At 70.4% G+C, this 19657-nt stretch carries 19 protein-coding genes and 1 riboswitch; of the genes, 8 read left to right on the top strand and 11 right to left on the bottom strand.

The annotated features are described in order from the left end of the window. Positions 1-14: 14 nt before the first annotated feature. Positions 15-1361: a hypothetical protein gene (locus ABZ459_RS28110; protein WP_357976172.1), complete on the bottom strand. Its 1347-nt coding sequence runs from the start codon at positions 1359-1361 to the stop codon at positions 15-17. A 422-nt stretch (positions 1362-1783) separates the two neighbouring features. On the opposite strand from ABZ459_RS28110, the gene ABZ459_RS28105 reads away from it, so the two are divergent. From ABZ459_RS28105 to ABZ459_RS28095, 3 genes are all read left to right on the top strand, one after another. Further along, positions 1784-3259 (top strand): AMP-binding protein, encoded by a 1476-nt coding sequence (locus tag ABZ459_RS28105; RefSeq protein WP_357976169.1) that lies wholly within the window; start codon positions 1784-1786, stop codon positions 3257-3259. Between the two features lie 68 nt (positions 3260-3327). Next, positions 3328-3681 (top strand): hypothetical protein, encoded by a 354-nt coding sequence (locus ABZ459_RS28100; protein ID WP_357976166.1) that lies wholly within the window; start codon positions 3328-3330, stop codon positions 3679-3681. Positions 3682-3748: 67 nt separating this feature from the next. Next, on the top strand, positions 3749-5401 hold the full coding sequence (locus ABZ459_RS28095) for a DNA repair helicase XPB (protein WP_357976162.1): 1653 nt from the start codon (positions 3749-3751) through the stop codon (positions 5399-5401). A 219-nt stretch (positions 5402-5620) separates the two neighbouring features. Here the strand turns inward: ABZ459_RS28095 and ABZ459_RS28090 are convergent, their stop codons facing one another. Further along, positions 5621-5956, bottom strand: a complete 336-nt coding sequence (locus tag ABZ459_RS28090; RefSeq protein WP_357976159.1) for a hypothetical protein — start codon at positions 5954-5956, stop codon at positions 5621-5623. A 120-nt stretch (positions 5957-6076) separates the two neighbouring features. Here ABZ459_RS28090 and ABZ459_RS28085 point away from each other — a divergent pair, with 120 nt between their 5' ends. Together ABZ459_RS28085 and ABZ459_RS28080 are read left to right on the top strand one after the other, a co-directional pair. Beyond that, positions 6077-8077, top strand: a complete 2001-nt coding sequence (locus tag ABZ459_RS28085; RefSeq protein ID WP_357976156.1) for an AAA family ATPase — start codon at positions 6077-6079, stop codon at positions 8075-8077. Positions 8078-8138: 61 nt separating this feature from the next. After that, positions 8139-8669 carry a YbhB/YbcL family Raf kinase inhibitor-like protein gene (locus ABZ459_RS28080; protein WP_357976154.1) on the top strand — a complete coding sequence of 177 codons (531 nt, stop codon included), beginning with the start codon at positions 8139-8141 and terminating at the stop codon, positions 8667-8669. 100 nt (positions 8670-8769) lie between these two features. Here the strand turns inward: ABZ459_RS28080 and ABZ459_RS28075 are convergent, their stop codons facing one another. From ABZ459_RS28075 to ABZ459_RS28050, 6 genes are all read right to left on the bottom strand, one after another. After that, complete coding sequence (locus tag ABZ459_RS28075; protein ID WP_357976151.1) at positions 8770-9264, bottom strand: hypothetical protein; 495 nt, start codon at positions 9262-9264, stop codon at positions 8770-8772. Positions 9265-9416: 152 nt separating this feature from the next. Further along, positions 9417-11045, bottom strand: a complete 1629-nt coding sequence (gene groL, locus ABZ459_RS28070; protein ID WP_357976148.1) for a chaperonin GroEL — start codon at positions 11043-11045, stop codon at positions 9417-9419. Positions 11046-11387: 342 nt separating this feature from the next. Then, positions 11388-11588 carry a cold-shock protein gene (locus tag ABZ459_RS28065; protein ID WP_106250594.1) on the bottom strand — a complete coding sequence of 67 codons (201 nt, stop codon included), beginning with the start codon at positions 11586-11588 and terminating at the stop codon, positions 11388-11390. A 243-nt stretch (positions 11589-11831) separates the two neighbouring features. Next, positions 11832-12107, bottom strand: a complete 276-nt coding sequence (locus tag ABZ459_RS28060) for a MoaD/ThiS family protein (RefSeq protein WP_357976145.1) — start codon at positions 12105-12107, stop codon at positions 11832-11834. A gap of 25 nt (positions 12108-12132) precedes the next feature. Next, positions 12133-13365 (bottom strand): threonine synthase, encoded by a 1233-nt coding sequence (gene thrC, locus ABZ459_RS28055; RefSeq protein ID WP_357976142.1) that lies wholly within the window; start codon positions 13363-13365, stop codon positions 12133-12135. A gap of 13 nt (positions 13366-13378) precedes the next feature. Beyond that, a riboswitch (SAM riboswitch) is annotated at positions 13379-13519 on the bottom strand. A 79-nt stretch (positions 13520-13598) separates the two neighbouring features. Next, entirely contained in the window at positions 13599-14153 is a 555-nt protein-coding gene (locus ABZ459_RS28050; protein ID WP_189654051.1) for an RNA polymerase sigma factor, read from the bottom strand. Between the two features lie 31 nt (positions 14154-14184). Between ABZ459_RS28050 and ABZ459_RS28045 the strand changes: the two genes are divergently transcribed. Together ABZ459_RS28045 and ABZ459_RS28040 are read left to right on the top strand one after the other, a co-directional pair. After that, complete coding sequence (locus ABZ459_RS28045) at positions 14185-15609, top strand: trehalose-6-phosphate synthase (RefSeq protein ID WP_357976139.1); 1425 nt, start codon at positions 14185-14187, stop codon at positions 15607-15609. A 41-nt stretch (positions 15610-15650) separates the two neighbouring features. Next, complete coding sequence (locus ABZ459_RS28040; RefSeq protein WP_357976136.1) at positions 15651-16835, top strand: hypothetical protein; 1185 nt, start codon at positions 15651-15653, stop codon at positions 16833-16835. Here ABZ459_RS28040 and ABZ459_RS28035 read toward each other — a convergent pair. The 3 genes from ABZ459_RS28035 to ABZ459_RS28025 form a co-directional block, all read right to left on the bottom strand. Beyond that, complete coding sequence (locus tag ABZ459_RS28035) at positions 16813-17397, bottom strand: hypothetical protein (RefSeq protein ID WP_357976133.1); 585 nt, start codon at positions 17395-17397, stop codon at positions 16813-16815. The genes ABZ459_RS28040 and ABZ459_RS28035 overlap by 23 nt on opposite strands. Positions 17398-17504: 107 nt before the next feature. Further along, positions 17505-18275, bottom strand: coding sequence for a trehalose-phosphatase (otsB, locus tag ABZ459_RS28030; RefSeq protein WP_352361731.1), 771 nt, complete (start codon positions 18273-18275; stop codon positions 17505-17507). A gap of 39 nt (positions 18276-18314) precedes the next feature. After that, positions 18315-18614 (bottom strand): DUF3263 domain-containing protein, encoded by a 300-nt coding sequence (locus tag ABZ459_RS28025; RefSeq protein ID WP_357976129.1) that lies wholly within the window; start codon positions 18612-18614, stop codon positions 18315-18317. Positions 18615-18734: 120 nt separating this feature from the next. On the opposite strand from ABZ459_RS28025, the gene ABZ459_RS28020 reads away from it, so the two are divergent. After that, on the top strand, positions 18735-19541 hold the full coding sequence (locus tag ABZ459_RS28020; protein ID WP_357976126.1) for an SAM-dependent chlorinase/fluorinase: 807 nt from the start codon (positions 18735-18737) through the stop codon (positions 19539-19541). The last annotated feature ends 116 nt before the right edge of the window (positions 19542-19657 follow it).

Raw genomic sequence — 19657 nt, 5'->3', positions numbered from 1 at the left:
GGCCCGCGTCCTGGTCAGGGATGGGTGAGCGCGTGGGCCGCGAGCCGGGCCGCTGGGCCGTCCCCGGCGGCCAGGCGGCGCAGGTGGGCCGCCGCGTCGGCCGGGTAGCGCAGCGACAGGCCGCCGCACAGTCCGGCGACCGCCGCGACCGCCCGCGGGTCGGCCGGGTCGCGTGCCCAGGTGAGCGCGAGCCGCAGGGCCTCGGGGGCGAGGGCGTCGTCGGCGCACATGTACGACAGCGCACCGCCCGCCGTCAGCCGTTCGCCCGCCCGCCCCCGGGCCCACACCTCCAGGAACTCCTGCCGCGCCTCCCTGAACGACCAGGCGGCCAGCAACGCCACCCCCTCGGCCGCCCGCGCGCGCACGTCGTCCCCCTGCAGGGCCAGCGAGCGCGCCCACTCGCGCAACGGCTGCCACAGCCAGTAGCCGTACCGGGCGACCAGCTCGCCGAGCACCTGGGCGCGGTGGTGCGGGAGGCGGAAGACGACGAGACCGTCGTGCACGGCGATCAGCGGATGCGGCGCGCCGGTCGGCCCCGGCCCCGCCTCGTGGGCCTCCCGGACCGGCTCGAACGCGGCGAGCCGGCGGGCGAACTCCGGCTCGGGCAGCCCGTGCGCGAACGCGAGCGCCGCCACCGCCCGCACCTCGTGCATCGGCGGCTTGGTGTCGAACCAGGCAGCCACCTCCTCGCCCACGGGCTCGTCCCGCACCAGGCGCGTGGCCAGGCGGACGACCTCGGCGGGCGTGGGCAGCGCCAGCGCGCGGACCCGGGCGGTGGCGGCCCCGGCCGGTACGCTCCGGCCGCCGAACGCGCTCAGGTACAGGTCGAACAGGTCGCCGGAGTCGGGCGCGCACCACGGCTGCTCCACCTCGACCGCCTGCGACGGGACGCCGTTCCGGGTGATCACCAGGTACGACCCCAGCTCGGCGAGCTTGCGGGCCAGGTCGAGCAGCTCGCTCCGGTCGGTGCTCCCGGCGATCCAGTCGTGCAGCAGGTACGCCCGCCCGGGCCCGTACTCCGTCCTGGAGAGCAGGTCGGCGGCGCTGCCGGCGGGCGAGAGCACGGTGATCCTGCCCTCGGCCAGCGACATGCGCGACAGCAGGGCGATGGCGCCGAGCCGCTTGCCCATGTCCGCCTCCCCCACCAGGACGAGCAGGTGGCGCATGGACAGCCGGCGCACCGCGTCGGCGAAGCCGGCGGGCTCCAGGTAGGAGCGCAGCAGGGTGTCGGCCGCGCGCCGGTCGAGGTCGCGGGCCACCGGGCCGACCAGAGGCCGGAGCTGCTCGTTGATGGCGGTGACGCGCTCGATGAGCGTTTTGTCGTCGAGATCGCTCTCGCCCTGTTCAAGCGTGTCGCTCACGAAGTCACCTCGGACCTGACTGGAAAGTTGTCTACGGAAAATGTCTTTCGTGAAAGTTTTTGTCCGGCGACTTGTTTCCGCGGCTTATGGATTGCCCGTGCGCCTCCCGGGAGCCACCGTTCTGACCAGGCATTACTCGCGAAGCTCGCGGCCACGGCCGCCGGCGCGCGCATGTCGATCATGTCCTCCATTGCTCTGGGCGACGGGCCGGTGACAAGAACCGCAGCAGGCCATCTGGTAGCACGGAACCCTAGTTATCCCACCAATACACGATCTAGCGCCACTCGAAAACTCGAATGATCCTCTAGGCCGATATTGGACATTTACTCGGCATGAGAGCATCGTCCACAATCGTCAGTCAAGGGCGGACGTGCGAACGTTCAGGGTTGACTGCGCGCGGCGCCTCCGATCAGGTTGTGCATGTGACCGAGCAAACGCTGGGCCAGCTGGCCGAGGAGTCATGGAACCGCTTCGACGACCACGACTCGGTGTTCTACGAAGGGGTCTGGCACCGCAGCCACGCGCTGGCCGAACGCGCGCGCCGGATGTGCGGCGGGTTCGTCGAGGCCGGGATCGGGCCGGGCGACCGGGTGGTCGTGATGATGGCCACCTCCCCCGAGGTGCCGATCGTCTACCAGGCGTTGTGGGCGGCGGGCGCGGTGGTCACGCCCGTGGTCTTCCTGGTGGGGGCCGAGGAGCTGCGGCACATCCTGCTCGACAGCGGCGCGTCCGCCGTCGTCACCTCGCCCGAGCTTGTGGAGACCGTACGGGCCGCCGCGGTGGACGTCCCGATATATGTGGACACGGCCGAGCTGGAGAGCGCCACAGAGCACGAACGGGTGCGCAGGGACCCCGGCGACCTGGCCGCGCTCATGTACACCGGCGGCACCACGGGCGTCGCCAAGGGGGTCATGCTGAGCCATCGCGGGCTCTGGCAGGTCGCCAAGGACGCGTACGAAATATCCCATCAAGAGGGGAAAAATCGTGCGATCGTGCCTGTGCCGCTCTCGCACGCGTACGGGTTGATCATCACCGTGGCCGGCCTGCACGCGACCGAGCCCCAGCAGGCCGTGCTCATGCGCTGGTTCGAGCCGGAGGCGTTCCTGAGACTGGCCGCCGAGCAGCACGTCCAGTACGGCACCGTCGTGCCCGCCATGATCCACATGCTTCTGGCCCAGCCGCTGGAGTCGCACCCGCTCCCCGACCTGGCCTACCTCACCTGCGGCGCGGCGCCGCTGGGCCGGGAGGCGCTGCAGGAGTTCGAGCGCCGGATGCCGGGCACGCAGATCCTGGAGGGCTACGGCCTGACCGAGACCAGCGCCGTCACCACCTTCAACCCGCCGGGCAGGCGCCGGGCCGGCAGCGTCGGGCTGCCGCTGGCCGGCTACACGATCACCATCCGCGACTCCGCGGGCGAGGCGGTGGAGTGCGGCGACGTCGGCGAGATCTGCGTCAGCGGCGACTCCCTGATGCTCGGCTACTGGGGCGAGCACGAACCCGACCCCGAGGGCACCGCGCTGGTCGGCGACGAGCTGCGCACCGGCGACGTCGGCTGCGTGGACGACGACGGCTACCTCTACATCGTCGACCGCAAGAAGGACCTGATCATCCGCGGCGGCTTCAACGTCTTCCCGCGCGACGTCGAGGACGCGCTCAACCAGCATCCCGACGTGGTCATGTCGGGCGTCGTCGGCCGTCCCGACCCGCGGCTGGGCGAGGAGGTCGTGGCGTTCGTGCAGCTCAGGCCGGGGGCCGAGGAGAGCGCCGAGGAGCTGATCGAGTGGGCGCGCGACCGGGTCGGACGGGTGAAGTACCCGCGCGAGGTGCGTTTCGTCGAGTCGATCCCGGTCACCAGTGTGCTCAAGCTCGACAGGAAGGCCCTGCGCCGCCTGTTGTGACCGTGCGCGCACACCAAGTCGGGCGCGTCCGTATTCCGTGATAAACGTTGACCTGTCTGGAGGTGAACGTGAGTCAAGAAGATCCGTCCGGCTACCCGCACCTGCCTTACGGGGCGCCCTACGGCGAGCAGCCGCCTCCGCAGTACGGCTACGGCTACGGCGTGCCGCCGCGGCGCGACGAGGGCCCGCAGGCCGCCGCCATCGTCGCCGTCGTGCTCAACTTCCTGTCCCTCGCCTCCTGCCTCAACGTGCTCGGCCTGCCCGGCGGCATCCTGGCCGCCGTGGCGCTGACGCGGGCCCGCGAGCAGCCCGGAAGCGCCCGTTCGCTGCTGGTCTGGAGCTGGGTGTTGTTCGGCGCCGGTTTCGTGCTGAACGTCGGGCTCTTCCTCTTCCTGGGCCTCACCGGCCGCCTGGACGACTGATCGATTACCCGTTCCGGGACTGTTCCTGCCGTCGTGTGTGTTGGATAAGGGTCAACCGTAGGAAGGGATGTCCGTGAACGACGGCCCGCTCATCGTCCAGTCGGACAAAACGCTGCTGCTCGAGGTCGACCACGAGAAGGCCGACGCGTGCCGCAAGGCGATCGCGCCGTTCGCCGAGCTCGAACGAGCGCCTGAACACGTCCACACCTACCGCGTCACGCCACTCGCCCTGTGGAACGCGCGTGCCGCCGGCCACGACGCCGAGCAGGTCGTCGACGCGCTGATCGGCTTCAGCCGCTACCCGGTGCCGCACGCGCTGCTCGTCGACATCGCCGAGACCATGGCCCGCTACGGCCGCCTGCGCCTGGAGAAGGACCCGGTCAACGGGCTGGTCCTGACCTCGACCGACCGCGCGGTGCTCGAAGAGGTGCTGCGCTCGAAGAAGATCCAGCCGATGCTGGGCGAGCGCCTCGGCGCCGACTCGGTCATCGTGCACCCGAGCGACCGCGGCAACGTCAAGCAGGCGCTGCTCAAGCTGGGCTGGCCCGCCGAAGACCTGGCCGGCTACGTCGACGGCGAGCACCACCCCATCAAGCTGCTCCAGGACGGCTGGGAGCTGCGCAACTACCAGCGCGAGGCGGCCGACGCCTTCTGGCACGGCGGCTCCGGCGTGGTCGTGCTGCCCTGCGGCGCGGGCAAGACCATCGTGGGCGCGGCGGCCATGGCCCACGCCCAGGCCACCACGCTGATCATGGTGACCAACACGGTCAGCGCCCACCAGTGGAAGACCGAGCTGCTCAAGCGCACCTCGCTGACCGAGGACGAGATCGGCGAGTACTCCGGCAACAAGAAGGAGATCCGCCCGGTCACCATCGCCACGTACCAGGTGATGACCACCAGGCGGAAGGGCGTCTACAGCCACCTGGAGCTGTTCGACGCGCGCGACTGGGGACTGATCGTCTACGACGAGGTCCACCTGCTGCCCGCGCCGATCTTCCGGATGACCGCCGACCTCCAGGCCCGCCGGCGGGTGGGCCTGACCGCGACGCTCGTGCGCGAGGACGGCCGCGAGGGCGACGTGTTCTCCCTCATCGGCCCCAAGCGCTACGACGCGCCGTGGAAGGAGATGGAGAACCAGGGCTGGATCGCGCCGGCCGACTGCGTCGAGGTGCGGGTCACGCTGACCGACGAGGAGCGGCTGGCGTACGCGATGGCCGAGGCCGAGGAGCGTTACCGCTTCTGCGCCACCACGCCGTCCAAGACGTACGTGACCGAGGCGCTGGTCCGGCGGCATCTGGGCGAGCAGGTGCTGGTCATCGGCCAGTACATCGACCAGCTCGACGAGCTCGGCGAGCACCTCAACGCGCCGGTCATCAAGGGCGAGACCAGGGTCAAGGAGCGCGAGCGTCTCTACCAGGCGTTCCGCGACAAGGAGATCCAGGTCCTGGTGGTGTCGAAGGTGGCGAACTTCTCCATCGACCTGCCCGAGGCGGCCATCGCGATCCAGGTGTCGGGCACGTTCGGGTCGCGGCAGGAGGAGGCCCAGCGGCTCGGACGGGTGCTGCGGCCCAAGGCCGACGGCGGTGGCGCCCGGTTCTACACGGTGGTCAGCAGGGACACCGTCGACCAGGAGTTCGCCGCCCACCGGCAGCGCTTCCTGGCCGAGCAGGGATACGCCTACCAGATCATCGACGCCGACGACGTGCACGGCGGCGTGTGACGGGTTGAATGCCCGGCCGCTCGTTGCCTGAGCGGCCAGGCACGGCGTTTATGTCACGTCCACGAGACTCCACGGGTCGTCGACATCGAACCACCCCCCTCACCTGCGTACTATCACGCCGCCTGCGACATACCCCCATGATCCGACAATCGCACCTGAAATGCCCGACTTTTTCGGTATTCCCACGTTCACTCAGAGATACGGTCTTTGCCGGGTTCGCTAGCCGGCCAGCAGGCCGCCGAGGAACAGCACCGCTCCGGCGACGATCCACGCGGCGACCCCCGTCCCCATGAGGCGGCCGAACGTGCGCGGGTCCTGCCGGAACGCCGGGACCAGCCAGGCGGCCAGCGTGGCGCAGGCGGCCGGCACGGCGAACAACCCCGAGGCCGTGGAGACCGCGCCGAGCCGCCGGGAGCACGCCGACGGAGACTCGCCTCCCGCGCAAAACGCCTCCAGCCCCCAGCCGGCGAAGACCGACATCCCCCAGAGCGCCGCCAGCAGGAAGCTCGCGACCGTGGGGATCATCGGCGAGAGAACCAGGCGAAGCCGCGCCACCTTCCCTCTTTACCCCGCCGCGCGCCGGTAAATGCTTTGGAGGCACCGGACGGCCGCCGTTAAACTAGTCGATTCGCTGCCTTGACCACCTCCGTTTTCGACCCTGGGAGGCGCTTTCGCATGCCCACACATCAACTGGCTCCCGACATACCCTCCGACGTGCTCGCCGCCGAGCAGGCCCACCTGGCCGAGTCCAGGGCCGCGCTCAAGGCGATGCGGGCCCACGCCCAGTCGTTGTCGGCCGACGCGGCCGGCGACTGGGTCTCGCAGCAGATCCTCCAGTCGCTGCTGGACCAGCGCGTGGCCGCCCTGGCCGACCATCCGGACACCCCGCTGTTCTTCGGCCGGCTCGACCGCGAGGGCGGCGACGACCTGCCGGGCACCATCTACGTCGGCCGCCGCCACGTGCACGACGGCACCAGCCGGCCGCTGGTCATCGACTGGCGCGCGCCGGTGTCCCGCGCGTTCTACCAGGCCAGCCCGGCCGACCCCATGGGCGTCGTCCGCCGCCGCCGCTTCGGCTACCACGGCGGCGCGCTGACCGCGTTCGAGGACGAGCCGCTCGGCGACGGCGGCGAGGTCGGCCCCTCGAAGATCCTCACCGAGGAGATCGAACGCCCGCGCACCGGCCCGATGCGCGACATCGTGGCCACCATCCAGCCCGACCAGGACGAGATCGTCCGCGCGACGCTGGCCCAGACCGTGTGCGTCCAGGGCGCCCCCGGCACCGGGAAGACCGCCGTGGGCCTCCACCGGGCCGCGTACCTGCTGTTCACCCACCGCGAGCGGCTGGCCCGGTCAGGCGTGATGATCGTGGGCCCGAACCGGGCGTTCCTGTCCTACATCTCCTCCGTCCTGCCCGCGCTGGGCGAGGTCAAGGTCGACCAGACCACCGTGGCCGGACTGCTCGGCGAGCACGCCGCCGAGGAGGACCCGATGGTCTCCGCGGTCAAGGGCGACGCCAGAATGGCCGCGGTGCTCGAACGGGCGCTCTGGATGCACATCGTCAAGCCCGAGGACGGCCTGGTGTTCAGCAAGGGCGCCTACCGCTACCGGGTCGCCGACCACGAGGTGCGCGAGATGGTGGCCTCCCTGCGCGGCACCACCCGCTACCTGCCGGGGCGGGCCGCGCTGGCCCAGCGCCTGGCCCACCAGGTGCTGGTACGGATGGAGCAGCGCGGCGAGTCGCCCGACGACCGGGTCCAGGACGCGGTGGCCAGGTCGAGGCCGGTCAAGCAGCTCGTCGACGCGGTGTGGCCGAAACTGACGCCGGAACAGGTTCTGCACCGCCTGTTGTCCGACCCAGAATTCCTCACAAAGGCCGCCAAAACTGATTTGTCGCCTGACGAGCAGGAAATGCTGCTTTGGCGGAAGCCTTATCGGAGCTGGAAGTCCGCCAAATGGTCGGCCGCCGACGCCGCGCTCCTCGACGAGCTGCGCGACCTCATGGAGCGCACCCCGTCCCTCGGCCACCTCGTCGTGGACGAGGCCCAGGACCTGTCCGAGATGCAGCTGCGGGCGCTCGGCCGGCGCTGCCGCAACGGCTCGGCCACCGTGCTCGGCGACCTGGCCCAGGGCACCACGCCGTGGTCCACCAGCTCGTGGGAGACCGTGCTGAAGCACCTCGGCCAGGACGAGGGCGAGGTGACCGAGCTGACGCTCGGCTTCCGCGTGCCGCGCGAGGTGCTCGACTACGCGGCCCGCCTGCTGCCCTCGATCGCCCCCGCGCTGGCCGCCCCGCGGTCGCTGCGTCCTGGCGCGGGCTCGCTCACGGTCCGGCCGGGCGGCACGGTCGCCGAGGCGGCCCGGGAGGTGCTGGCCAGGGAGGGCTCGATCGGGGTCATCGTCCCCGACGCGATGGTGGCGGCGGTCTCCGAGTCGCTGTCCGGCCTGCCGCACGCGGTTCTCGACCCCGACGCGACGCAGGAGCACCGCCTGCTGATCGTGCCCGCCACGCTGGCCAAGGGCCTGGAGTACGACCACGTGATCGTCGTGGAGCCCGCCGACATCGTCGAGGCCGAGCCCCGCGGCCTGGCCCGCCTGTACGTGGTCCTGACCCGCGCGGTCACCTCGCTCACCGTGCTGCACGACAGGCCGCTCCCGGCGCAGCTCGGTACCTGACGGAGGGCGGGCACGGCCGCTTCTAGGATGGCCTGAAGGACTGTCGACCTAGGAGGATGCCGTGCCCGCACCGCTTCCGCATGAACACCTGCCCCCGGTCCCCGCGCTCGTGGTGGAGAGCGACGACATCCGCGACGGCGAGCGGCTGAACGACCTCCACGTCTTCGACGACTGGGGGATGACCGGCGGGAACGTCTCGCCCCAGCTGCGCTGGTCGGGCGCCCCCGAGGGCACCCGCGGCTACGCCGTCACCTGCCACGACCCCGACGCCCCCACCGGCAGCGGCTTCTGGCACTGGGTGCTGTTCGACCTGCCCGGCGACACCGCGGAGCTGCCCAGAGGCGCGGGCACCGGCCCAGACTTCAAGGGCCTGCCCGCCGGCGCGGTGCACGCCCGCAACGACTACGGCACCAAAGAGTACGGCGGCGCCGCTCCCCCGCCCGGCGCCCCCCACCGCTACGTCTTCACGGTGCACGCGCTGGGTGTCGACGAGCTGGGCGTCGGCGGCGACGCGAGCCCGGCGGTGGTCGGCTTCAACATCACCGCCAACACGCTGGCCCGCGGTCACATCGTCGCGCACTTCGGCGTCTGAGACCGGCACAACACCGCGGCGAAGGCGCCCCGTTCACGTACGGGGCGCCTTCGCCGTGGTGCCGCGTCGGGTTCGTACGCCCGGCGTCACCAGACGGGGTTCAGTCGCCCTGCACCAGTTCGTCGGCGAACGTGATGTCCCCGGGCGCGTTGGACGACAGGTCCTCGCTCTCGCCGGCCATCTGGCCCTCGAAGGCGTCCGAGGCGTCCTCGCGCTCACCTGACAGGTCCGTGCCTTCGTCCGAGGTGTCCTGGCGCTCGCCCGACGTGTCCGTGCCCTCCTCCGAGGCGTCCTGGCGCTCGCCGGACCTGTCGTCGGCCTCCTCCGACGACCCGTCCTCGCCTTCCTCCGACGACCTGTCCTCGCCCTCCTCCGACATCTCCCCGCGCTCGTCCGACGACGTCCACCTCGACGGCGAGGCGCAGTAGTCGCGGTCGTACAGTTCCAGGTAGCCCGCGCAGTAGGGTACGTCGACGTACTCCAGGGCCTCGTCCAGGTAACCGTGGTCGTCTGCCTGGGCGGGCATCGTCATGGCGGCCGCGGCGGCCATCATGACGGCTCCGAGCCCGAGAACGCGCGCGGTGCGGGAATTCATGTAACTACTCCTTTGTGCGGTGAATCGTCACTTCGTTTCGTTACTGTCCGTAGTCAATAACTACTAAACGTGACGCGACCGGACACAACAAAAGGCGGCCGGATCCTTGGAGATCCGAACCGCCTTCTGATGCGTCAGCGACCAGGCGAAGCCTAGAAGTCCATGTCGCCGCCGCCGGGCATGCCGGCCGGAGCAGCAGGGGTCTTCTCGGGCTTCTCGGCGATGACGGCCTCGGTGGTGAGGAAGAGCGCCGCGATGGAGGCGGCGTTCTGCAGCGCGGAGCGCGTCACCTTGGCCGGGTCGATGATCCCGGAGTCGAACATGTTGACGTACTCGCCGGAAGCGGCGTTGAGGCCCTCGCCCGGGGTCAGGTTGCGCACCTTCTCCACGACGACGCCGCCCTCGAGGCCCGCGTTGACCGCGATCTGCTTGAGGGGCTCCTCAAGAGCCTTCTTCACGATCGCCGCGCCGGTGGCCTCGTCGCCGTTGAGCTCGAGCTTGTCGAACGCCTTGGCGCCGGCCTGCAGCAGCGCCACGCCACCGCCGGGGACGATGCCCTCCTCGACGGCCGCCTTGGCGTTGCGCACGGCGTCCTCGATGCGGTGCTTGCGCTCCTTGAGCTCGACCTCGGTCGCCGCGCCGGCCTTGATGACCGCCACGCCACCGGCCAGCTTGGCCAGGCGCTCCTGCAGCTTCTCGCGGTCGTAGTCGGAGTCGGTGCGCTCGATCTCGGCGCGGATCTCGTTGACCCGGCCGGAGATCGCCTCGGCGTCACCGGCGCCGTCGACGATGGTGGTCTCGTCCTTGGTCACCACGACCTTGCGGGCGCGGCCGAGCAGGTCGAGGGTGGCGGTCTCGAGCTTGAGGCCGACCTCCTCGGCGATGACCTGACCGCCGGTCAGGATCGCGATGTCGCCCAGCATGGCCTTGCGGCGGTCGCCGAAGCCCGGGGCCTTGACGGCCACGGAGCGGAACAGGCCGCGGATCTTGTTGACCACCAGGGTCGCCAGGGCCTCGCCGTCGACGTCCTCGGCGATGATCAGCAGCGGCTTGCCGGACTGCACGACCTTGTCGAGCAGCGGCAGCAGGTCCTTGTTGGCCGAGACCTTGCTGTTGACGATCAGGATGTACGGGTCTTCGAGAACGGCCTCCATGCGGTCGGAGTCGGTCACGAAGTACATCGACGTCATGCCCTTGTCGAAGCGCATGCCCTCGGTGAGCTCGAGCTCGAGACCGAAGGTGTTGCTCTCCTCGACGGTGATGACGCCTTCCTTGCCGACCTTGTCCATCGCCTCGGCGATGAGCGAGCCGATCTCGGGGTCGGCGGCGGAGATGGAGGCGGTGGAGGCGATCTGCTCCTTGGTCTCCACGTCCTTGGCCAGCTTGGAGAGCTCCTCGCTGACCCGCTCGACGGCGGCCTCGATGCCCTTCTTCAGGGCCATCGGGTTGGCGCCGGCGGCGACGTTGCGCAGACCTTCGCGCACCAGAGCCTGGGCGAGCACGGTGGCCGTGGTGGTGCCGTCGCCGGCGACGTCGTCAGTCTTCTTGGCGACTTCCTTGACCAGCTCGGCGCCGATCTTCTCCCACGGGTCCTCGAGCTCGATCTCCTTGGCGATGGAGACACCGTCGTTGGTGATCGTGGGAGCGCCCCACTTCTTCTCCAGCACGACGTTGCGCCCCTTGGGGCCCAAGGTCACCTTGACGGCGTCGGCGAGCTGGTTCATACCGCGCTCGAGACCGCGCCGGGCGTCCTCGTCAAACGCGATCATCTTGGCTGCCATAAGGCTAGACCTCCCAGATGCAGGGTGGCGTGTCCTGGACCGAGCCGACGCCCGCGACGGCATAGGCCTGCATCTCCGTTCGGCAGACCCCATCGTCTCGATCCGAGTTGTTGGCACTCTGCCACACAGAGTGCCAACGAACTGTTTAGCACTCTACCCTGCCGAGTGCAAGCCACGGGCACCCCACCCCAGCTCATCGGGCAGGTCATCGGGTGCGCCGGTTCGTACGGCGAGCCGCCCCGGAGGTGCGACCCGCCGTGCGAAGCCGACGGAGGAAACAGTGGCGAGCCGTACGGACTGCGCTGCCGCACGTCCCACCTGGTGCATACCAGCGAGGGTGAATCAGACCGTGCGGACGGACTCCGCCTGCGGCCCCTTCTGGCCCTGCGTGATCTCGAACTCGACACGCTGTCCCTGTTCGAGAGAGCGGTACCCGTCCATCATGATCGCTGAGTAATGGACGAATACATCCTTACCACCGTCTACCGCGATGAAGCCGTAGCCCTTGTCCGCGTTGAACCACTTGACGGTGCCCTGCGCCACTTCCGACTCCTCTTACTGGGCTCGCAGATCTCGCCCATTCCTTCGCGAGACCCGTAATCGCATGACTTTTGGGAAAATCAGCCAGACGATCGCCCTCGACCATACCTGTGGCACGGGGTTTGGCAACAGAGTCAACCGACAAAACGCTAATTTCATCGAAGGCTGAGTCGTTCGAGGTTGAATTTGGTTCTAAAACAAGAAGGCGCCCACAAGGGGCGCCTTCAAGAGTCGGTGGTCCGGCGGTCAGCCGCCCGCGACGGCAGGGATGATGGAGATCTGAGCGCCTTCAGGGGCGGGAGTGTCCAGCCCCTCGACGAAACGGACATCCTCTTCACCAACGTATACGTTGACAAAACGACGAATCTTGCCCGATTCATCCAGAATTCTCGCGCCGATCCCCGGGTAGTCGGAGTCGAGCTTGGCGAGAACGTCACGAAGAGTCGCCCCTTCGCCACTCACCTCGGCGTTACCCCCGGTGTAAGTGCGCAGAATGGTGGGAATCCGCACAGAAACGCTCATGGTTTTTGTTGCCTTTCCTGGATTGTCAGACAGTCGCGCGGAACGCGTCGAGAGAGGGCCGGATCACGGCGGTGGGCCGCGCGTCGTCGCTGATCGCGTCGAGCGTCTTGAGGCCGTCGCCGGTGTTCAGCACCACGGTCTCGGCCTCGGGGTCGAGCCTGCCCGTCTCGACGAGCTTCTTCAGCACGCCCACCGTGACGCCGCCCGCGGTCTCGGCGAAGATGCCCTCGGTGGAGGCCAGGAGCTTGATGGCGGCGACGATCTCGGGGTCGGTGACGTCCTCGACGCCCCCGCCCGTGCGCCGGGCGATGTCCAGCACGTACGGCCCGTCGGCGGGGTTGCCGATGGCCAGCGACTTGGCGATCGTGTCCGGCTTGACCGGCTGGACCACGTCGTGCCCCGCCTTGTACGCCGTCGAGACCGGCGAGCACCCGGCCGCCTGTGCCCCGAACACCTTGTACGGGGTGTCCTCGACCAGCCCGAGCGCGATCAGCTCCTTGAACCCCTTGTCGATCTTCGTGAGCTGGGAGCCGGAGGCGATGGGGATGACGATCTGCTCGGGCAGCCGCCAGCCGAGCTGCTCGGCGATCTCGTACGCGAGCGTCTTGGACCCCTCGGCGTAGTAGGGCCGCAGGTTGACGTTGACGAACCCCCACTGCTCGCCCAGCGGGTCGCCGATCAGCTCGGAACAGAACCGGTTGACCTCGTCGTACGTGCCGTCGATGCCGATCAGCCGGCCGCCGAACACCCGGGCCATGGCGATCTTGGCCGCTTCGAGGTCGGCCGGGATGAACACGCACGCGTCGAGACCGGCCCGCGCGGCGGCGGCGGTGACCGCGCCGGCGAGGTTGCCCGTGGAGGAGCAGGAGAGCGTGTGGAAACCGAAGTTCCTGGCCGCCTCGACGGCGATGGCGACCACCCGGTCCTTGAAGGAGTGGGTGGGGTTGCCCGAGTCGTCCTTCACGTGCAGGGACCGGATGCCGAGCGCCTTGCCGAGATTGCCGGCCTTGACCAGCTTCGTCCAGCCCGGGTTCATGTTGGGCTTGCTCGCCACGTCGGCGGGGACCGGGAGCAGGGAGCGGTAGCGCCAGATGTTGGCGGGGCCGGACTCGATGTCCGCGCGCGTCACCTGGCCGAAGGAGTAGGCCGCTTCGAGCGGCCCGAAACACTCCAGGCAGGCGAAGCTGGGGCCCAGGGGGTAGCGCGTGCCGCACTCGCGGCAGGACAGAGCGACGGCAGGACCAAAGTCGAGCGACATGAAGCGAGGCCTTCCCTCATCTTCGCCCGCGGCCACCTTGACCGCGAACCGGAATTGGCACCTTGTCCCGGTCGGCCTCGCCAGGTCGCGAGTACAAGCCGGGAGGGTTGCCGGGGCTTCGCAGGGCCGGTCCCTCCACCCCTCTGGATGAGCAATATTCAGTTGTCGAAAAGGACTCTACCTTCTCAAGTGGCGGAAACAACCGCCCGTCTCACGATTTGAGAGGACACGTCTCACCGATAGTCCTCCCCGAGGACTCCCTGCACGTACTTGCGGGCCTGGTGGATGCGGGACTTGGCCGTGCCGAGCGGGATGTTGAGCTGCTCGGCCACCTCGTTGTAGTCGAGCTGGACGATGTCGCGCAGCACCAGCGCCTGGGCCAGGTCGGGCTTGTCGGCCTCCAGCGCCTCCATCGCGTCGAGCAGGTCGAGCCGCGAGCCGGCGATCACGCTGACCCGCCGCGCGTCCGGCTTCTGCATCGGCAGCTCCTCCGACGTCTGCTCGGCGGCCCTGCGCTTCAGCGAGCGGTACGTGGTGCGCGCGCAGTTGGCGGTCACGATGTGCAGCCAGGTGCTGAACCTGGCCCGCCCCTCGAACCGGCCGATGTTGCGCGCCACGGCCAGCAGAGTGTCCTGCGAGGCTTCTTCCGCGTCCTGGTGATAGGGCAGGATCCGGGCGCAGTGGCGCATCACGTCAGGCTCGATCCTGGCCAGGAGCTCGCCGAGCGCGCGATGGTCTCCGGCCGCGGCCGAGCGGGCGAGTTCCTCGGTTAGCTCATCTAGCGCCATAGCTGGGATCCTATGGGCGAAGGGAGCCCAAATGAACAGCGTTCTCGTGGCGTCCAACCGCGGGCCGGTCTCCTTCACCGTCGACGACGACGGTGAGCTGACCATGAAACGCGGTGGTGGCGGCCTCGTCTCGGGCCTGTCGGGGGTGGCCAAGGAGCACGGCGTGCTGTGGGTGTGCGCCGCGCTGTCCGACGGCGACCGCAGCGCCGTGCGCCTGGCCCCGGGGGGCCGGCTCGACCGCGGCGGCTACGACACGGGCGCCCTGCGGATGCTCGACATCCCCGCGGCCACCTTCCACCGCGCCTACAACGCCGTGGCCAACTCGACCCTCTGGTTCGTCAACCACCTGCTGTACGACATCCCCAACTCCCCCAGTTTCGGCACCAAGTTCCGGCGTGAGTGGGAGTCCTACCGCGACTACAACGGCGCGTTCGCGCTGGCGCTGGCCGAGGAGGCCGGGCACGGGGCGCGCGTGATGGTCCAGGACTACCACCTGACGCTCACCCCGGCGATGCTCCGCGCCGAGCGGCCCGACCTGCGCATCGCCCACTTCAGCCACACGCCGTGGGCGCCTCCCGAGTACTTCTCGCTGCTGCCGGACGCGGTGACCAGGGAGGTGCTCGACGGCATCCTGGGGGCCGACCACGCGGGCTTCCTCACCGCCCGGTGGGCGGGGGCGTTCATGGACTGCTGCGAGGCGCTGCTGGGCGCGCGGGTGGACCGCGCGGCCGGCACGGTCACCCACGAGGGCAGGACGACCCGCGTCGGCGTGCACAGCCTGGGCGTGGACGGCGCGGCGCTGTGGGCGCGGGCCTGCGAGCCCGACGTCGAGTCGCACATGGCCGCGCTGGCCGAGCAGGTGGCCGGCCGCCGGCTGATCGTCCGCATCGACCGCACCGAGCTGTCCAAGAACATCGTGCGCGGGCTGCTGGCCTACCGGGAGTTCCTGGCCGCCCATCCGGAGTGGCACGGCAAGGTGGTCCACCTGGCCTTCGCCTACCCCAGCCGGCACGACCTGCCCGAATACCGCGAGTACACCGCGTCGGTGCAGCGCTGCGCGCGCGAGATCGAGGACGAGTACGCCACCGAGGACTGGGATCCGGTCATCCTCAACGTCAACGACGACTACCCGCGCTCGCTGGCCGCCTACCGGCTGGCGGACGTGCTGCTGGTCAACCCCATCCGCGACGGCATGAACCTGGTCGCCAAGGAGGGGCCGGTCCTGTCGCCACGCTGCGCCCTGGTGCTCTCGCGCGAGGCGGGGGCGGCGGCCGAGCTGGGGCCGTACGCGCTGGTGGTCAACCCCTACGACGTGAGCGGCACGGCGGACGCGCTGCACGAGGCGCTGGTGATGCCCGAGGACGAACGCAGGCGGCGCCGCGACCGGCTGCACGAGGCGGCCACCGCGCTGCCGCCGCACAAGTGGCTGGAGTCCCAACTCGACGCCCTGCTTTAACATGAGAAGTCGGGTTCACTGCCAATGACGGAGGCTGCCGGGTGTCGACGGTCTCAGTGCCCATCAGACTCGTCCGGGACCGTCCGACCTGGCTCATCTACTTCCTGCTCGGCACGTTCGCCACGTTCGTGTACGGCCTGAGCGCCGCCCTCCCGCTGCTGCGCGCCGACCAGCGCACCACGGCCACCGTCGCCGGGCTGCACGGCACCGCCATGGCGGTCGGGACGATCGGCGCCGGGCTCGCGCTCCCCCTGCTCACCCGGCTGCTCGGCCGGCGCTCGACGTGCTGGTTCGGCCTGGCCGGGATGAACGCCGGCGTGCTGCTGGTCATGGCCACCTCCGCGCTGCCCCTGACGCTGCTCGGCTACGGCGTGGCCGGCGGCTTCGGCTCGGTCATGCTCTACGCGGCGATGGCCGAGCTCAGCGACCACCACGGGCCCGCCGGACCGGCCGCGCTCAGCGAGGCCAACGCCGTGGGCGTGCTGGTGGGGATGGTGGCGACGTTCGTGCTGAGCCAGGTGGCGCAGAGCGCGCTCGGCTGGCGGTCCGCCCTGCTGGTCACCCCGGCCGTCAGCGCCCTGCTCGCGCTGGCGCTGGGCCGCTCCTGGCCCGCGCCCCGAAGGGCCGCCGGAGGGCAGGGCGACGTGGTCACCGGGGAGGCCGTCCCGGCGCGGGAGGGCGGCGGGTGGCGCTTCCATCTGGCCGGGGGCGTGCTGTTCTGCTGCGTGGCGCTGGAGTTCTCGTTCAACCTGTGGGCCGCCGACCTGTTCGCCCTCAGGACGGGCGTGACGGCGGCCGTCGCGGCGACCGGGCTGACGGCGTTCGTCAGCGGCATGGCGGCGGGCCGGTTCGCGGGCGCGCAGCTCGCGCTGCGGCTGCCGGCCACGCCGCTGCTGGCCGGCGCTCTGGGGCTGATGGCCTTCGGCTGGGTGCTGTTCTGGGCGAGCACCGCGCCGATCCTGTCGTACGTGGGGCTGGCGCTGAGCGGGCTGGGCGCGTCGCTGCAGTTCCCGCTCGCGCTGAGCACGCTGATCAGCGCCTCCGGCGACCGGGCGGACCGGGCGGCGGCCGCCTCGCCCGTGTGGGCGGGCGCCGCCATGGCGATCGGCCCGCTGCTGCTCGGCGCGCTGGCCGACGGCTACGGCACCGGGAACGCGTTCCTGCTGGTGCCCGTGGTCATCGGCCTGGCGGTCGCCGGGGTGCTCATCTCCAGTCGGCGTACTTGAGCGTGTCGGCCAGGCCGGGCGTGTCCCACTGGTCGACGACGAGGATCCGGCTCTTCGGCAGGTACCACTCGCGCTGCGTGAAGCGGGCCTTGACGCCGCCGCCCGAGTAGCTGACGCACGTGGCCTGCCAGGCGTTGTAGGCGGCCTTGTGCCCGGCCCCCATCTGCCGGTAGCCCCTGGTGACCTTGGGCCCGATCACCTCGCCCCACTTGCGGTTGAGCGGGCAGGGCTGCACGTCGCTGGCCGGATAGTACGGGTCCTTGCCCGTGTAGGGCCCGAACCCCTCGGCGCCCCGCCTGATCGCGCCGGGACCGAGGATGTAGAACGCGTCGCACTCCGGCGAGCCCCAGCCCTGCGGCTTGGCGCACCGGCCGGTGACCACCTGGACGACGTCGCCGCCCTTACGGTGGACCACCCACTCGATCGGGATGTAGAGCGTCAGGCCGCCGCGCAGCTTGAGCTGCTGGGCGGGGGCGGCGGAGGCGGCGCCGGGAGCGGCGAGCACGGCCGCCAGGGTCGCCAGGGCCGCGGCCGAGGCGGCGGCGAGAGATCGTCGTGACATGCGCACCACCGTAGGATCCGCCACTTGCAGCCCAATCACGAACGGCTGAAAGCCGCGAGCCGGCCCAAACGGCGCAAGGCCGCGAGCCGGCTCACGAACGGCTGCGCTCAGGGGCGGGTGAAGGCCGTCGTCAGCTCGCGCAGCAGCGCCACCACGCCGTCGGGCCCGTCGACCACGATGTCGGCCCGCTCGGCCAGCGCGGTCACCTCGGCCGAGCCGCTGCACACGGTCACGCCGGGCAGCCCCGAGGCGCGTACGGCGTCGAAGGCGGCCAGGTCGCCGAGGTCGTCGCCGACGAACATGACGGACCTGGCGTCCCGCTCGGCCAGGAACAGCCCGAGCGCGTGGCCCTTGTCCATGCCGGGCGGGCGCAGCTCCAGGACCATGCGGCCGGGCTCGATCACCAGGCCGTGTTTCGCGGCCAGCTCGGCCAGCGGCTCGCGCAGCACGGCGAGCGCGCCCTCGGGGTCGGGGGCGCGCCTGGTGTGCACGGCCACCGCCCTGCCCTTGTCCTCGATCACCACGCCGTGCAGGCCGAGCGCGTCGAGCAGCAGGGGCAGCTCGGCCCGGACGCGCGGCACGCCGGGTGGCGGCGGCGGCGCCGAGACACGTCCGTGCTCCCACCGTTCGAAGCCGTAGTGGCCGAGCACCACGAGGCCGGGCACGTCGGCCAGGCCGGGCCCGAGTTCGAGCGCGGTGGCCGCCGGCCTGCCGGTCACGATGGCCACGGCGCCGACGTGCGCGCCCAGTTCGGCGAGCACGGCGGGGGCCTCGGGGTGGATCTTGGCGGAGGCGGGATCGGGCACGATCGGCGACAGGGTTCCGTCGAAGTCGAGCCCGATCACGGCGCCGGACGGATCTTTAAGGATCGCTTCCATACCAGGGATGTTCCTCACGCGGCTGCCGTACCCAGCCGGTCAGGGACGCATGCCGAGCCGTCTCGCCGCACGGTCGCGCTGACGGGTGGAGCGCAACCTTCGCAACCGTTTGACCAGCATCGGGTCCTGCTCCAGCGCCTCCGGTCTGTCGATCAGCTCGCCGAGCAACTGGTAGTAGCGGGTGGCCGAGAACCCGAAGGTCTCCTTGATGGCCTGCTCCTTGGCGCCCGCGTGCCGCCACCATTGGCGTTCGAAGGCGAGGAGTTCGAGATCACGGTCGGTGAGGGGTGGCTGGGACGGTTCCTGGGCAGCACTGTCACCGCTGAGCGGTGCTCCCATGATGTCCTCCTCGGGAAGGGGCGTGCGACGATCACATCGCACGCTTCGCGGCCCGTGGCCAATCGTAATGTGCGATCTGCGGCTGTTCACGGCGGATTGCCGGACGTACAGTCACCAAATGTGACCCCAGTCATCACGCTCCTCACGGACTACGGGCTCGAAGACGGCTATGTGGCCGCCTGCCACGGAGTGATCGCCGGGATCGCGCCCCAGGCGCGGGTGATCGACGTGTGCCACCTCGTCCCGTCCGGCGACGTACGGCGGGGCGCGGCGATCCTCGCCCAGACCATCCCCTACCTGCCGGAGGGCGTCCACGTCGGCGCGGTCGACCCCGGCGTCGGCGGCGCGCGGCGGTCGGTGGCGGTCGAGGCGGGCGGCCGGGTGTTCGTCGGCCCCGACAACGGCCTGCTGTCCTGGGCGGTGCACGCCAGCGGCGGCGCGCGGGCCGCGTACGCGCTCAGCAACGAGGAGCACTTCCTGCGGCCGGTGTCGCCGACCTTCCACGGCCGGGACGTCTTCTCGCCGGTCGCCGGGCGGCTGGCCGGTGGCCTGGACCCGGCCGAGCTGGGCCCCCGGGTGCCGGTCGAGCGGCTGGTCACGCTGCCCGCGCCGACCTCGCTGCTGCGGGAGGGCTCGGTCGAGGGCGAGGTCCTCTCGGTCGACCGCTTCGGCAACACGCAGTTGTCGATCGCGGCCGGCGACCTGCAGGCGCTGGGCGTCCAGGTGGGCGACACGCTGGGGGTGTGGCTCGGGCGGCGGCAGCTCGCGATGCCCTTCCGGGCGACGTTCGCGGCGGTGCCGCCGGGCGAGCTGGTGGCGTTCACGGACTCGGCTGGGCTGATCGCCATCGCGGTCAACTCCGGCGACGCGGCGCAGCGGCTGGGGCTCCCACCTGGGGCGCATGTCCGACTTTCGCCGACACCCTAGGGCGAATAGCCGCATAACATCAATTACTCCGCGTATCGGGCTGTTTACCGAAGCGTCGGAACGAATCATCGGCCGCGTGCCAGAATGCACGGCAGATCGGGCGTCCCTCCCCTCCC

This window comes from Nonomuraea sp. NPDC005692, assembly GCF_040631115.1.
In the GTDB taxonomy this organism is placed as follows: domain Bacteria; phylum Actinomycetota; class Actinomycetes; order Streptosporangiales; family Streptosporangiaceae; genus Nonomuraea.
The sequence above is the reverse complement of the archived record's forward strand: the minus strand, read 5'-3'. Positions and strand labels throughout refer to the sequence as shown.

Excerpts from the sequence above, each read along its gene's own strand:
- ABZ459_RS28095 (WP_357976162.1), top strand. The coding sequence starts at position 3,749 with ATGTCCGTGAACGACGGCCCGCTCATCGTCCAGTCGGACAAAACGCTG.
- ABZ459_RS28085 (WP_357976156.1), top strand. The coding sequence starts at position 6,077 with ATGCCCACACATCAACTGGCTCCCGACATACCCTCCGACGTGCTCGCC.
- ABZ459_RS28075 (WP_357976151.1), bottom strand. The coding sequence starts at position 9,264 with ATGAATTCCCGCACCGCGCGCGTTCTCGGGCTCGGAGCCGTCATGATG.
- groL (WP_357976148.1), bottom strand. The coding sequence starts at position 11,045 with ATGGCAGCCAAGATGATCGCGTTTGACGAGGACGCCCGGCGCGGTCTC.
- ABZ459_RS28060 (WP_357976145.1), bottom strand. The coding sequence starts at position 12,107 with ATGAGCGTTTCTGTGCGGATTCCCACCATTCTGCGCACTTACACCGGG.
- thrC (WP_357976142.1), bottom strand. The coding sequence starts at position 13,365 with ATGTCGCTCGACTTTGGTCCTGCCGTCGCTCTGTCCTGCCGCGAGTGC.
- ABZ459_RS28050 (WP_189654051.1), bottom strand. The coding sequence starts at position 14,153 with ATGGCGCTAGATGAGCTAACCGAGGAACTCGCCCGCTCGGCCGCGGCC.
- ABZ459_RS28045 (WP_357976139.1), top strand. The coding sequence starts at position 14,185 with ATGAACAGCGTTCTCGTGGCGTCCAACCGCGGGCCGGTCTCCTTCACC.
- ABZ459_RS28035 (WP_357976133.1), bottom strand. The coding sequence starts at position 17,397 with ATGTCACGACGATCTCTCGCCGCCGCCTCGGCCGCGGCCCTGGCGACC.
- otsB (WP_352361731.1), bottom strand. The coding sequence starts at position 18,275 with ATGGAAGCGATCCTTAAAGATCCGTCCGGCGCCGTGATCGGGCTCGAC.
- ABZ459_RS28025 (WP_357976129.1), bottom strand. The coding sequence starts at position 18,614 with ATGGGAGCACCGCTCAGCGGTGACAGTGCTGCCCAGGAACCGTCCCAG.